The sequence below is a fragment of the Campylobacter cuniculorum DSM 23162 = LMG 24588 genome (genome assembly GCF_002104335.1).
GTDB lineage: Bacteria > Campylobacterota > Campylobacteria > Campylobacterales > Campylobacteraceae > Campylobacter_D > Campylobacter_D cuniculorum.
This window is the reverse complement of record NZ_CP020867.1, coordinates 600,706-613,607: the sequence shown is the minus strand read 5'-3', so window position 1 is coordinate 613,607 and position 12,902 is coordinate 600,706. Positions and strand designations below refer to the sequence as shown.

Annotated in this window: 12 protein-coding genes and 2 tRNA genes; 2 read left to right on the top strand and 12 right to left on the bottom strand. The window is 33.1% G+C overall.

Translation table 11 applies throughout. The annotated features are described in order from the left end of the window. The first annotated feature begins 90 nt into the window (after positions 1-90). Entirely contained in the window at positions 91-369 is a 279-nt protein-coding gene (locus tag CCUN_RS03120) for a hypothetical protein (protein ID WP_051521744.1), read from the top strand. Positions 370-765: 396 nt separating this feature from the next. On the opposite strand, the gene pseF is transcribed toward CCUN_RS03120, so the two are convergent. The 12 genes from pseF to CCUN_RS03055 all read right to left on the bottom strand — a co-directional run bounded on the left by pseF (position 766) and on the right by CCUN_RS03055 (position 11,670). Continuing rightward, positions 766-1,458, bottom strand: a complete 693-nt coding sequence (gene pseF, locus CCUN_RS03115) for a pseudaminic acid cytidylyltransferase (protein WP_027306294.1) — start codon at positions 1,456-1,458, stop codon at positions 766-768. A gap of 792 nt (positions 1,459-2,250) precedes the next feature. After that, positions 2,251-3,264 carry a beta-ketoacyl-[acyl-carrier-protein] synthase family protein gene (locus CCUN_RS03105; RefSeq protein WP_174564652.1) on the bottom strand — a complete coding sequence of 338 codons (1,014 nt, stop codon included), beginning with the start codon at positions 3,262-3,264 and terminating at the stop codon, positions 2,251-2,253. Further along, positions 3,261-4,310, bottom strand: a complete 1,050-nt coding sequence (locus CCUN_RS03100; RefSeq protein WP_027306296.1) for a hypothetical protein — start codon at positions 4,308-4,310, stop codon at positions 3,261-3,263. The genes CCUN_RS03105 and CCUN_RS03100 overlap by 4 nt, the downstream gene beginning before the upstream one ends. After that, on the bottom strand, positions 4,310-4,540 hold the full coding sequence (locus tag CCUN_RS03095; RefSeq protein ID WP_027306297.1) for a hypothetical protein: 231 nt from the start codon (positions 4,538-4,540) through the stop codon (positions 4,310-4,312). Before CCUN_RS03095 ends, CCUN_RS03100 begins: the two co-directional genes overlap by 1 nt. Beyond that, complete coding sequence (locus CCUN_RS03090) at positions 4,512-5,270, bottom strand: formyltransferase family protein (RefSeq protein ID WP_027306298.1); 759 nt, start codon at positions 5,268-5,270, stop codon at positions 4,512-4,514. Before CCUN_RS03090 ends, CCUN_RS03095 begins: the two co-directional genes overlap by 29 nt. Further along, positions 5,260-6,741: an amino acid adenylation domain-containing protein gene (locus CCUN_RS03085; RefSeq protein WP_027306299.1), complete on the bottom strand. Its 1,482-nt coding sequence runs from the start codon at positions 6,739-6,741 to the stop codon at positions 5,260-5,262. The genes CCUN_RS03090 and CCUN_RS03085 overlap by 11 nt, the downstream gene beginning before the upstream one ends. A gap of 17 nt (positions 6,742-6,758) precedes the next feature. Beyond that, positions 6,759-7,541, bottom strand: coding sequence for an AAC(3) family N-acetyltransferase (locus CCUN_RS03080; protein WP_027306300.1), 783 nt, complete (start codon positions 7,539-7,541; stop codon positions 6,759-6,761). Between the two features lie 9 nt (positions 7,542-7,550). After that, positions 7,551-8,858, bottom strand: a complete 1,308-nt coding sequence (locus CCUN_RS03075; RefSeq protein WP_051521745.1) for a DUF4910 domain-containing protein — start codon at positions 8,856-8,858, stop codon at positions 7,551-7,553. 30 nt (positions 8,859-8,888) lie between these two features. Further along, on the bottom strand, positions 8,889-10,016 hold the full coding sequence (gene pseC / locus CCUN_RS03070; protein WP_027306302.1) for a UDP-4-amino-4,6-dideoxy-N-acetyl-beta-L-altrosamine transaminase: 1,128 nt from the start codon (positions 10,014-10,016) through the stop codon (positions 8,889-8,891). A gap of 1 nt (position 10,017) precedes the next feature. Further along, a complete protein-coding gene (gene pseB, locus CCUN_RS03065) occupies positions 10,018-11,022 on the bottom strand; it encodes a UDP-N-acetylglucosamine 4,6-dehydratase (inverting) (protein WP_027306303.1) in 1,005 nt (334 codons plus the stop codon). 487 nt (positions 11,023-11,509) lie between these two features. Next, positions 11,510-11,585: transfer RNA gene (locus CCUN_RS03060), tRNA-Met, on the bottom strand. Between the two features lie 10 nt (positions 11,586-11,595). After that, positions 11,596-11,670: transfer RNA gene (locus CCUN_RS03055), tRNA-Gln, on the bottom strand. A gap of 92 nt (positions 11,671-11,762) precedes the next feature. Between CCUN_RS03055 and CCUN_RS03050 the strand changes: the two genes are divergently transcribed. Further along, positions 11,763-12,779, top strand: coding sequence for a bifunctional 3,4-dihydroxy-2-butanone 4-phosphate synthase/GTP cyclohydrolase II (locus CCUN_RS03050; protein WP_027306304.1), 1,017 nt, complete (start codon positions 11,763-11,765; stop codon positions 12,777-12,779). Positions 12,780-12,902: the final 123 nt, after the last annotated feature.

Below are 12,902 nucleotides of genomic sequence, written 5' to 3'. Positions count from 1 at the left end.
AAGAATATATCAAACAATGCAAAAAAAACAATTAAAACTAAATGTTTAATATTTTACAAGAAAAAGAAACCCGCAAAAATAAAAAGCAATGTGGGCAATATCAAAGTGGATAAAGATTTTGTAAAAAAAGAAGTTCGTAAGCACTTAGATAATCCAAATCTAAGAGAAATGGTGAACACACAAGAATTATTATCCTTTCCTAAAGTAGCAAAAAATGTAAAAGCTGAATTCATTGAGGGGACTAAGAATTATACTTGGAAAATTAAAGCTAATGATGAAAGTTTATTGGTCTATGGTAGCAGAGAATATATAAGTAAAGATAATCAAAAAACAAACAGGCTTTTAACAGCACATTCAAAAACAGAATAAAATAAAAGAATAGTAGAAAGGATAAAGCTATCTCTTATTATCATTCCATATTTAACGACTTCAATTTTCGCAAATATACCAACGATTAGATATAAACATAGTGATTGATAAAACCTAAAGTAAAATTGCAACAAGGTCATTATACATCATTATAGTGATTTAATGAAAACTAATTTAGGTAAATATTGACACTAAAATAATCAAGCATTAAAAATAATTGAAATAAAATTAAAAATTTATTGAATGCAAATATAGAATTGTAAAAATTTTATAGATATTATAAAACCGCAGATAAATCAACAAAATACAATAAAAAGCTCAAATTCATTCCTTTAAAAAACCACCTTACAAGTTCAATATCTGGGTATTTAAATCCTTTTAACTTTTTAATAATCATTAAATCTCCTTTGTATTTATCTTAAAAAGTATTTTTGCAAATTCCAAATCCTGTGGTGTATCGATATCGCAAACTAGATTTTTAGGCAATAAAAACACACTAGAATAAGGTTTAAACATAAAATCTTCTTCAAGCCAAGCCTTAGTTTTACCAAAATAAAAAGCTCCAGCATCGTGATAAGCCCGAATTAAGTCTTGAGAGCGTGAAAAATATTTGCTTTCATCAAACATTTTCACCCTTTCATTTTCTAAATAAAATGCTCTTTGGATGGGGTATTCAAATTCACTTGCTGCAAATAAAAATTTCATTTCAGAAGCTATAAATTTTTCATAAGCTTTTTTTAAAATTTGTGCATCAATGAGCGGTGCAGTAGCATAAAGACAGCACACATTTTCATAATTTTGCCCTAATTTTTCAAGTCTAAAAACCGCATCTTTAATCACACTCGTACTTGAAGCATAATCATTACTTAATTCTTTAGCTCTTACAAAAGGTGCTTTTGCACCATATTTTAGGGATATTTCAATGATTTTTTCATCATCACTTGATACAATTACCTCATCAAAAACATTTGAATTTAAAGCGTTTTCAATACTATAAGCAATCAAAGGCTTACCGCAAAAATCAACAATATTTTTATGTGGAATCCTTTTAGAACCTCCACGAGCAGGGATAATGCAAAGATTTTTCATATCAAAGCCCTTTTAAAAAAACTCTACTCTATCTAAAAATTTATAAATTTGGACTTAAAATTTAGCATTCAACCCTTATTTTAAGACTTTTAAAATCAATCTCAAAACTCAAAGCACTAATTACAATTCCTACACCAAAGCTAAATAAAGCAATATTATTAGGGTCATCTTCTCCACATTTTATCAGAATTTTAAAATTCTAAAAACTCAAAAATTTCTTTAATAAAGAGCCAAATAAAAAAATAATTAATATGCAATAAGCAAAGTCTTGTCGATTATAGACCTTATTAGAGTCTAAATTAAGCGTTTGCCGCAATTTTTTATAAAAAAAGATATTTGAAGACTGAAATAAAATAAATATCAATCTCTAGTGCATTGAATGCACAAAATTCGCTGAAAAACTTAGAAAAATCTGTAAAAATATCATATAAAAATAGCTTATTATTAAGTCTAATAATTTCCAAACCCTTTTTATAAACACTAAGTGGCAAAGTTTCTTGCAAGGTTTTATTTATAAAATAATTCTTATGTAAAGAAACCAGACTTCGTGTCATTATAAATTAGAATCGCAACCTGTGATTAATAAAATCGCAGCAAGTCCTAATCCGCTCTTGCTAAAAATCCCGACAATTCTCGGATCGGAAATTTTTTTAAGATATTTTTGCATTCTTTTCTCCTTAAAACAAAATTTTCCGCACAATGTAGCCTATAGAAACTTAAGAAAAACTTCTATAGGCAAAAATCAAAATTCTTTAAAGGTGAAAAAACTTTTGATTTGAGGAAAATCAAGCTCTAAGCACATGGCATTAAAGGTAATTCCCGTGCCAAAGGACGCAAGAAGGACTTTTTGTCTCTTAAGAGGAGTTTTGAGATGAATGTTTTGAGGCAAATACCCCCCCCCGCAGAATTGGAATCCAGATTTGCACAGAGTGCAAGGTCTATGGGGAGTTTGTTTATCGTAGTGTCCCCAAAATTTTCTAATGTTTCATCTGTGCTGGGGAGATTGAGATGGAGATTTTGCATAAGCTTTTCTTTGACAAACACATTGGGACTTTGGAAGAAAAATTGGCCAATCGCCTCTCTTTTAAGTTTGTGAGAGGTCAAAAATTCCTCAAAAAACAGGGGGAAATTTTCACTCACAAAAGTAAGAATTAAAGAGGCATTAACTTCAATAAAATCATTGGCATTTGCATTAAAAGCCCTAAGTGGCTTCGTCTCCTCGCAAGCAAGGGCGGGAAAAATCTTTTGAGAAAATGCGGCTTTGTTTGGGTTGCTTGACTTTTCTAAAAGCACACAACTTGCGGAATCAGAATTGTTTAAATAGGTGATTTTATCTGTGGGAGGAATCTTTTTGCTCTTAGTATTAGTACAGATGAGGGCGATTTTTGAAATGTCCTTATGGTTAAGAAACAAAAAGGCTTGACTCAAAGCACTCAAAAAACTCGGGCAAAATCCGACAATATCCACGCACAATGTGTGTGAGCTTAACTGCAAGTTTTTTGCAACTAAAGAACTCATAGCAGGAGCTAAAAAATCAGGAGAAAAGCTACAGATAAGCAACATATCAAGCTCATCTTTGTGCAAAATATTCTCTCTTAAAAGCGTCCCTAACGCCTCACACGCTAAGTCGCTTGAAAATGTGTTTTCATCTGCACTAAAATGCCTTTTGATTCCGCTATTTGTCCGCAAAAGCTCAAGTTTTTGCGGAGTGATTTTACACATTTGCATTTCATTTTCTTGATGGGGATTGAGCGGAAAAACAATGCTTATGGCTCTTATATCATGTGCTTCAAGGACTAGATTCATGGCTTATTCCTTAGAGCGTTTTTTATGATTGTATTTTTAGAATCAATGATTTGTACCATAAAATCCACTATTTTATCAAAATCATAGCTCTTAATGTCTTTAAGGGTGTAATTTTCTTTATAATTCTCCCAATCAATCGGTGAAAAAAGCGTCTTTTTGTGCGGAAAATATCTCTCTCTTACCCATTCAAGTGCAGGGGCATAATATTCTTCATAGGCTCTTGCTAAGTCTTTAGGAGCATTGAATCTAAGTCTGTCTTCATTAGAACCTTCAAAAATCTTTCTTGAAAAATAGAGTATAGAATTAAAATTTGGCTCATTTTGTGCCTTTTGATTAAGCCTTTTCATAATCTCCATTCCTAGAAGTGAGAAACTCTCATTTTTTGTCTTAGCTGGTTTGAAGGATTCATCCCAAGCAATTCCTAAGTGATGCAAAAAATCACTTATCATATTTCCCCCAACATAATCTTCACGTAAAAGTCGCACGATGAGATTGTTTGTGCCAAAATAGCTTGTAACATTCTCACAAATGCCTCTATAATCAAAAATCCATTTTCTTGGATGCTTATCGGGAGTAAAATCCGCAGAATAAAAGCCCATATTGTTTTTGATATCTTGTGAGCAATGTGAATTAAAATAGCTTGTTATTTCCCTAAAATACACGATACATTTGATTTCATCAAAGCCCAAATTTTCCATAATTGACTTTAGAATCTCAAAATGCCTCTTGCTAGAAAAATCCCATACCACACCCTCTGCAGAAAAAATAAAAATCTTATCTTTGTGTTCCTCCCTTTCTTTTTCAAATGTCCTCACCGCTTCTTTAAGACGTATGTTTTGCAAATCATTGAGGACATTTTTGCTTAAATGTGTTTTATTGACAAGCTCTAAAACCATATCCACCAAAGCCCAATGTCTATTCGCTACCCTTAAGCTCTTAGCATAGCAATAACCCTTTTGCAAAAGCAATTCTTGATTTTGCATTAAAAAACCTTGTTTTTCTTGATTGCCCGTGTTTGTGGTGCCAATATGCAAAAAAGCTTTCATTAGGCTTGTCCATAGGCTTTTTTGAGCATAGCAGAGATTTTGGTGAAGTTCTCAAAATTCTCACTCACTATAAATTCCGCTGACAGAGGAGCCTTGTAGAATCTCTCTATCTCTGCGACTAATGCCATAATGTCAATGCTATCAATGATATCATCACTGACGAGATTTTGCATGCTCTCATTAATGTCTGTTCTTCCGATATTAATGAAAAGTTGTTTGATGGTTTGCATTTTTACTCCTTTTTATGTTTAAGTTGATTTGTTGATTTAATACTAAATGAATGCAATTTACATCACATTCATAAAACAAAATTTCAAATTCACCTCCTAAAAGTTTTATTTTTGCCTTTCGTTTGCCCTCCATAGCTCTTAAGAAACGATGGATTTTTGGAGCATTCCAAGAAAGCTTTAAATAGCCATTATTAGGTAATTTTCTATTAAATACCCCCCCCCCGAGAACAGCCTCATTTAACGCACACTTTTGTGGGATGCTTTGATTTGAGATGAGATTGCTTAGTCCCTCCTCAAAGGATTCAATAGCAAGTTCGTGCTGTTTTCTAAGGAGATTAATGCCCGAAATATTTTCATCAAGCAGAATTTCTTTTTGTATTAAAATATCACCTGTATCAATGCTCTCTTCAACCTTATGCCAAGTGATTCCACTCTTTTTGTCATTTTTAAAAATACTCCAAATATGAGCGTTTAAACCCCTATGCTTTGGAAGCAAAGAATTATGATAATTAATGATTTGGTTATTTTTGACACATTCTTTTTTAAAGATATAAAAATTATTTGCAGAGATGATGAGTGCATTTTTGATTTGTGAAAAGAATCTGTCAAGCTCTTTTGTGTCTTGTTCTGTGATTTCAAAAACTTGTTGAGAAAAAAACTGCGTGGCAATTTTTGCACAAACCTTAGCCACTCTGCCTTTGCCTATGATATAGATTTTTTCAAAGCTCATTTAAAGCCTTTCTGTCAATCTTGCCATTTGCATTGAGTTTAAAGCTCTCTACTTTTATGAATCTCTTAGGAAACATATAGCTTGGAAGTTTGTCTTTAAGATAGGCTTTAAAGTCAAGCTCACAAGTGCTTTCATAAAAGCAAATGATTTCTTCTTTGAAAATGCAAGCACTATTTTTGACATTCTCACAAGCATTAATCACGGATTCTATCTCGCCAAGCTCTATGCGATGCCCTTGAACTTTGATTTGAGAATCCACTCTGCCATAGCATAATAACTCACCAAATTCGTTATATGCGACAATATCACCTGTTTTATAGAGTAAATCCAAATAATTTTTATGCAAAGGATTTTGCAAGAAAGCCGCTCTTGTCTTTTCTCTATCGTTGTAATAGCCTAAAGACAAGCTGCATCCACGTACAAAAAGCTCTCCTTTTTTATGGGGAGTTTCTTTGGTTATGAGTTTGAGCTTTTCATCAAAGACCAAAAGTTCTGTATTTTTACACGCTTTTCCAATCGGCAAGAGCTCTTCATCGCTAAAAGCTCTATCTACAATATAAAAGCAACACACATCTGTAATTTCAGTTGGTCCATAGAGATTTGCAAACAAAGCATGGGGCAAAAGCTTTCTCCAATAGTTTAATTGTTTATTGGGCATAATCTCTCCACAAAACAAGACTTTTTTCAAAGATTCTAAATTAAAATGATCTAAAGCCTTTGTGTTTGCAAAATAAATCAACACAGAAGGCACCCAAAAAATCATAGAAACTTTATGTTTGCAAAGGTATTCTAATATCTTATGCGGAAAGGCAAAGAGTGCATTAGGCAAAATATGCAAACAAGCCCCAGATTTTATGCTTGAAAAAATATCTAAGATGGAATTGTCAAAATAAAAGGGGGCTTGATTTGCTAGAATCTCGTTTTCATTGAGTTTAAAGCACTCACAAACCCAAAATGTATAATCAATCACGCTTTTATGTGCGATACTTACGCCCTTTGGAATCCCTGTGCTTCCGCTTGTGAAAAATACATAGAGCAAATTTGTATCAATATGCCTCTCTTTTATGTCTCTTAGCACACAAATATCAATGCTGTAACTCTCAAAGTCTTCTGCAAAAAGTGTTGGTAAATTCAAATCAAAATTTAAATCCTTAGAAGTGATGAGAAGTTGAGGCTGTAGGACTTCTAAGATTTTTTTGATTCTCTCTTTGGGGGTTTTTTCATCAAGCAAAGTATAAAAATTTCCGCTCTTTGCAACGCCAAAAAACGCTACAAGTGTAGCAATGCCCTTAGGCAACAAAATCAGAATCGGACTTTGATAAAGCTTGAATTTGGCAATCTCACTTGCGAGTTTTTGACTTAGAATATTAAAATCTCCATAGCTTATGCTCTTTTCATTTTCAACAAAAGCCGTCTTTGTGCCAAATCTTCGTGCAGTATTTTCTAAAAAGTCATCAATGTGAGTTATCATTTTTATCCTTTTTTAATTTAATCTAAAAGTAAGGCATTTTCGTCTTTTTTGAGAGCTTTTAAACAGACTTCAAAATACTCTTTTGCACGAATAAGCACAAGATGTGCACCACCAAATTCAAGACTTTTGAAATTATGGCTCTCTTTGAGAATTTTGATTTGCTTCTCTAGGCTCACGGTGGAATTCCTATCCAAATGCCGCACAAAATACAAAATGCTTTTTTCAAACTTCTGCCCATGCTCATCAATGAGGATTCCGCGAAATTCTTTGAAATACCGATAGCTCACACGAGCTTGTTCCTCTATGAAATGCGTGAAGGTATAGCCCAAATGCTCTGTGCCAAAAAGCACGATTTTCCCATTGTTTTTATACAGACTTTCATAGACACAATTTTCACCAAAACAGCTTTGATTCTCGCTCAAAAATTCCTTGCTTTTTGCTCCCCAAAGTGCAAAGGAAAAAATCGGATCATTTGTCCTTAACACTCCCTTTTGCCTCCTAAAATACTCTGTGAGGATTCCCATTGTGCTTTTAGAATGCACTTTGTCATAGGCTTGATTCTTGCAAAAGCTATAGGTGAAAGTTGGCATAATGAGTGTGCCTTGAGTGCCTAAAACCTCTAAAAATCCCTCAAGCAAAATCCTTAGAAATTCCTCCTTACTCACTAGAGGAATGCCTAATTTAAAAATCTCCGTATGCACACAAATGCAATCATTCTTTTTGATTCCTAAATCCCTTAGAATCCCTATAAAATCATCTTTGGTGTAACTGCGATCTTTATGTTTTAAAAAAACTTGCATAACGTTTCCTTATTGAATCTTTTTTATCAAATCAAATGTGAGCAATTTTTCAATGCATTCTTGCAGTTCATAGCCTTGCACACCCAAAATATCAGCGATTTCAAGCACATCTTTTTGTCCATCACAATAGGCAAGAAAATCCGTGATTAAGGGTCTTTTGTTTTCTAAATTTAAAGTCGGATAGAGTCCGCGTTTGCCCAAATTTGGCTCACCAAAAGTTGTACTTTGATAGATTTCATTGATTTCTAGATTCAAAATTAATTCTTTGCATGCTTGAAGTCCTCCGGCTAATCCCTTAGGCGTTACAAAATTCAAATCATCTTTTGAGGTGTGATATTCTTTGAATTCCCCATACTTGCTTCTGCAAATCCCCACAATGTCTAAATTCACTAAAGGAGCGTTGTATTGTCTCTCATCACTTCCCCTGTGAAGAAAGCTGTATTCTTTGAAGTTTGCTTTGTTTTTGAGCGTATGCAGGGCAACTCTATCGCTTAGAGAGATAGTGCTTGGAGTGTGTATGAGAGAATAAGCACACTCATCGCCTATGCAAGAGAGTACGAATCCCGCCTTGACGTGAGCCTTAAGCGTTTTGAGATTCTTACTTAAATAGACAAGAGAGCCTATAGTTTCTGGTATCAAGACGAAGCGATAATTGTATTTGCGACTCTTTTGTTCTAAGAGCCATTTGGCTAAAAACACAGCCACGATAGGACCGCTTAACTCATTATTTGCCATAGAGGGATGGCAGAGATAGCTTGAGATGAGAATCTCATCGTTTGTCTTTTGCGTTGCAGGGATGATGAAGTCAGCATAGTTCAAAACGCCCTTTTTATCGTGCGTTGAATCTATAAAAACCTTGTAAATTCCACTTTTGAGCTTCAACCTCTCATTATGAGAGAGGCAAAACCCCCAACGTTGCTTGTAATAACTCGTATAATAGGGAATCACATCGGGCATGTCGCTACGTGAATAGAGATGCTCTTGCAACTCTTCAAGGCTTATTTCTTGATCAACCGCTTGAGAATAACCTAATAAATGGAGATTGTGCTTTTTGAAATCGCAGATTTTTTTGCCATTTGGTGTAATGATATAGGCATCTTTAACATTCCACTCACTTGGCACAGTCCAGTCAAAGACTTTGCTTCCACTCTTAATAGAGTGAATTCTAATAATACCCCCCCCCCCGCAGAGGGCATTATCTAGGATTTTCAAGCTTTTTCTGAAGCCCTCACCACTGATACTTCTGCAGATAGGAAAGAGTTTTTGTGCAAGATTGTGCATCATTTGACCTAAAGTATCTTGTTGAAAATTTTCCATCTTTATTTAGCTCCACTAAATGCTACAACATTATCCATGTTTAGGTCCTAAATTTTCTAAAATTTCAAAAAGCTTATCACGTACAAATTGAGCTTGCTGTAAAGACATTTCTTGATGACAAGGCAAACTTAATTCTGCTTTATAAAATTTATCTGCATTTTCAAGCTGAATTTCACCTAAAAGTTCTTTATAAAAACTGAAGGCATAAACGGGTTTATAATGCACTTGCACTCCTATTTGAGCATCAATGAAAGCTTGAAAAATTTCTTCTTTTTGGCAATAAAATTGCGGAAAAAATAAAATAGGATACAAATGTCTTGAACTTTTTTTATAATCTTTAATTTTTATAGTCGCAAAATAAGGATTTTGAGCAAATTCTTTTTCATAAAATTGTGCAATAATTTCTCGTTTTTCTATGTTCGTATCAAGTTTTTTAAGTTGATTAATCCCCAAAGCACAAGCAACATCACTCAAGCGATAATTATATCCTAAAGAAAGCATATCACTATCCCAAAGCCTTTTTTTAATGATTCCATGGCTTCTTAAAAGCTTGATTTGTTCAATTTTTTCTTTATCATTGCTTACCACTGCTCCACCTTCAAAGGTGGTAATAGGTTTAACCGGATGAAAAGAAAAAATATTTAAATCCCCTTTGCTTCCAACTTTTTCTCCCTTGTATAAAGCTCCCAAAGCATGGCTTGCATCATCAAGTAAGGGGATATTATAAGTTTGAGCCAGAGCTGAAATTTTATCGCACTCAACACTATTTCCTGCAAAATCAACCACACAAATCGCCCCAATATCCTTACTATCTTTTTTAAGCCTATTTTCAAGTTTTTCTGGGTCTATATTGCCATCGTCTTTAATGTCGATAAATTCTACCTTTGCACCCGCCATCAAAGCTGCATTTGCTGTTGCTACGAAAGTCATTGGAGTGGTAAGAACAATTTTCTCATTCACATTTAAGACTCTATAAGCTAAATGTAAGGCTGAAGTAGCAGAATTGACAACACAAGCATATTTAACACCCACATATTCACAGAGTGCGTTTTCAAATTCCTCTATTTTTTTGCCACCGGTTAAAAAATCTTGTTTTAAAGCGGTGCTGACAACCTCTATATCGCTTCTATCGATATTTTGATGAGAATAACTAAGCATTTTAATCAACCTGTGTGTGATTGATGATTTTCAAAATTTCAGCTTCACTCACCCATTGAGAATTGTTATCCGAGCTGTAAGAAAAACCATCTTTAACTTTTTTGCCTTTTTCACCCAAAGCATTAAGACTAAAATCACTATCTTCATCTATAAATCGTATGCTAGGAGCAATCACATAGTATTTTTCAAATTCAAAAGTTAAGCGACTATCATCACTTGAAATCATTATTTCGTGAAGTTTTTCACCCGCCCTTATGCCCACGATTTTTTTACCTAAATTAGGAGCTAAAGCATGGGCTAAATCAACGATTTTCATTGAAGGAATTTTAGGGATAAAAATCTCTCCTCCGTGCATTTTTTCAAAACTACTCAATACAAATTTAACCCCATCTTCTAAAGAAATCCAAAACCTTGTCATTCTTTCATCAGTAATAGGAAGCTCCCTAACACCCTCTGCAATGAGTTTTTTAAACAAAGGTATAACAGAACCTCTTGAACCTATAACATTTCCATATCTTGCAACGCTAAAACGTGTTTGAAATTTACCTGCGATATTATTTGCAGCCACAAAAATTTTATCACTTGCAAGTTTGGTTGCTCCGTAAAGATTGATAGGATTGCATGCTTTATCTGTTGAAAGAGCTACACATTTTTGCACTCCATTTTTAAAACATGCCTCAATGACATTTTGTGCTCCATTAATATTAGTTTTAATGCATTCCATAGGATTATATTCGGCTATAGGAACTTGTTTTAAGGCAGCAGCATGAATGACAAAATCCACATCACGCATCGCTGTATTAAGTCTATCTAAATCCCTCACATCTCCGATAAAATATCTCATACATTTATCATTAAAAACATTTGCCATTTCGGATTGCTTTAATTCATCACGTGAGTAGATAATGATACGATTTGGCTTATAATTTTGAAGTAAAATTCTCGTATAAGTTTTACCAAAAGAACCTGTTCCACCTGTAATGAGTATGTTTTTGTGATTAAACATAAATTTCCTTATATTCAAATGTAAATTGCTTATGAAATCCTACTTTAAAGTATTCTAATAAAAATTTTCTTAAAATTATATATAATTATATAATTTTCATTCAAAAAATTTAAAATATCTTAAAATCTCAATGCTTTTTAAGATAAAATTCTGCTAAAATATCATTTAAAGTAGATTAAATAAGTAAAAGTAAGGTTGTTTGTCCCTTAAAAGGTGAGAAAAGACATTCATATCAATGAACTAATTTGCATAAATTTTAACAAAGTTAATCAACTAAGATTGACACACAAAATAAAGCTTAGTTTTTTATATGCAAGTGTATCAATCATCACAATAATGAAAGAGAATAAAAAAAGAAAAACGCATTTGTCTCTATGCTTAGATGAAAAATTTTGCTGAAATAATCTTAAAAAATACAACAATTTTAATTTTATAAAATAAATTTGTCATGAATTTATGTATCGTTTTTGAATTTTAATGCATTTTTTGGTTGCGAAGGGGAGATTTGAACTCCCGACCTTCGGGTTATGAGCCCGACGAGCTAACCACTGCTCTACTTCGCGACAAATTTTGTGGATGGGGTAAAGGGATTCGAACCCCTGAATGACAGGACCAAAACCTGTTGCCTTACCGCTTGGCTATACCCCAATGTTTTTGATTTAAGATTGTGATTATAGTCAAAATTAAAGCATTTGTCAAGAAAATAAGGTTATAATTTTTTAAAAATTTTAAGGAAAATAATGAAATTAGTTAGTGTAAAACAAGCAATTAAAGATTTAAAAAATGGCAAAATGCTTGTAATGGTTGATGCGGAAGATAGAGAAAATGAAGGGGATTTAATCTTTCCTGCACAATTTAGCTCACAAGAAAAAGTTAATTTTATGATTAAAGAGGCTCGAGGTGTTGTTTGCGTTGCTTTGAGTGAAAAAATTGCCCTCAAATTTAAACTTCCCTTAATGGTGCCTAAAAATACTTCAAATCACGAAACCGCTTTTACAATCACAGTTGATGCAAAAGAAGCTACAACAGGAGTGAGTGCGTATGAAAGAGATATGACGATTAAAATTTTTGCCGATGAAAATGCGAATGAAAATAGCTTTGTCCGACCCGGACACATTAATCCTCTCATCGCTAGAAAAGGTGGAGTTTTGGAACGCACGGGGCATACTGAAGGGAGTGTGGATTTATGCCAACTTGCAGGATTAAAAGAAGCTTGTGTGATTTGTGAAATCGTTAAAGATGATGGAAATATGGCAAGAAGAGCGGATTTAGAAAAATTTTGTCAAAAACACGAGCTGAATATGATAGCTGTTTCTGATATTATCGAGTATAGACTTAAAAACGAAAGTCTGATTAAACTTCTTGAAGAACTTCCCTCTTCTTTAGCAGGTTTTAAAGCACAAAAATTTATCTTTAAAGACCATAATAATATCCAGCATATTGCGTTTTGTTTTGGAAAATTAAAAGAAAAAGAAAATGTTAAATTTCATATTAGCGGAAGTGATTTTGAACTTTTAACCTCTCAAAAATTTTCAAAACTTTTGGAACAAATTCAATTTTTACACGATAAGGGTGGGATTATTATCTTTATGCAAGGAGAAAAATCTCACGCAGCACAATTTAAAAGTTATGGTATCGGGGCACAAATTTTAAAATATTTTAAAATTAAAGAGATTAAACTCTTATCTCAAAGCTGCGATAAAGATTTTATAGCACTTAAAGGTTTTGGACTTGACATTACAAGTTGTGGTTTTTAATCGTTGCACTTCAGGCATAAAAAACAATGTCGCACGAAATTTATAAGGTTTAAAATTTATTAAAAATTTTATTATAATTAATCATTTAAAATTATAAAAATGTTTAGAATAAATTTTGACTTG

Excerpts from the sequence above, each read along its gene's own strand:
- CCUN_RS03050 (WP_027306304.1), top strand. The coding sequence starts at position 11,763 with ATGAAATTAGTTAGTGTAAAACAAGCAATTAAAGATTTAAAAAATGGC.
- pseC (WP_027306302.1), bottom strand. The coding sequence starts at position 10,016 with ATGCTTAGTTATTCTCATCAAAATATCGATAGAAGCGATATAGAGGTT.
- pseB (WP_027306303.1), bottom strand. The coding sequence starts at position 11,022 with ATGTTTAATCACAAAAACATACTCATTACAGGTGGAACAGGTTCTTTT.
- CCUN_RS03090 (WP_027306298.1), bottom strand. The coding sequence starts at position 5,270 with ATGAGCTTTGAAAAAATCTATATCATAGGCAAAGGCAGAGTGGCTAAG.
- pseF (WP_027306294.1), bottom strand. The coding sequence starts at position 1,458 with ATGAAAAATCTTTGCATTATCCCTGCTCGTGGAGGTTCTAAAAGGATT.
- CCUN_RS03095 (WP_027306297.1), bottom strand. The coding sequence starts at position 4,540 with ATGCAAACCATCAAACAACTTTTCATTAATATCGGAAGAACAGACATT.
- CCUN_RS03075 (WP_051521745.1), bottom strand. The coding sequence starts at position 8,858 with ATGGAAAATTTTCAACAAGATACTTTAGGTCAAATGATGCACAATCTT.
- CCUN_RS03080 (WP_027306300.1), bottom strand. The coding sequence starts at position 7,541 with ATGCAAGTTTTTTTAAAACATAAAGATCGCAGTTACACCAAAGATGAT.
- CCUN_RS03085 (WP_027306299.1), bottom strand. The coding sequence starts at position 6,741 with ATGATAACTCACATTGATGACTTTTTAGAAAATACTGCACGAAGATTT.
- CCUN_RS03100 (WP_027306296.1), bottom strand. The coding sequence starts at position 4,310 with ATGAAAGCTTTTTTGCATATTGGCACCACAAACACGGGCAATCAAGAA.
- CCUN_RS03105 (WP_174564652.1), bottom strand. The coding sequence starts at position 3,264 with ATGAATCTAGTCCTTGAAGCACATGATATAAGAGCCATAAGCATTGTT.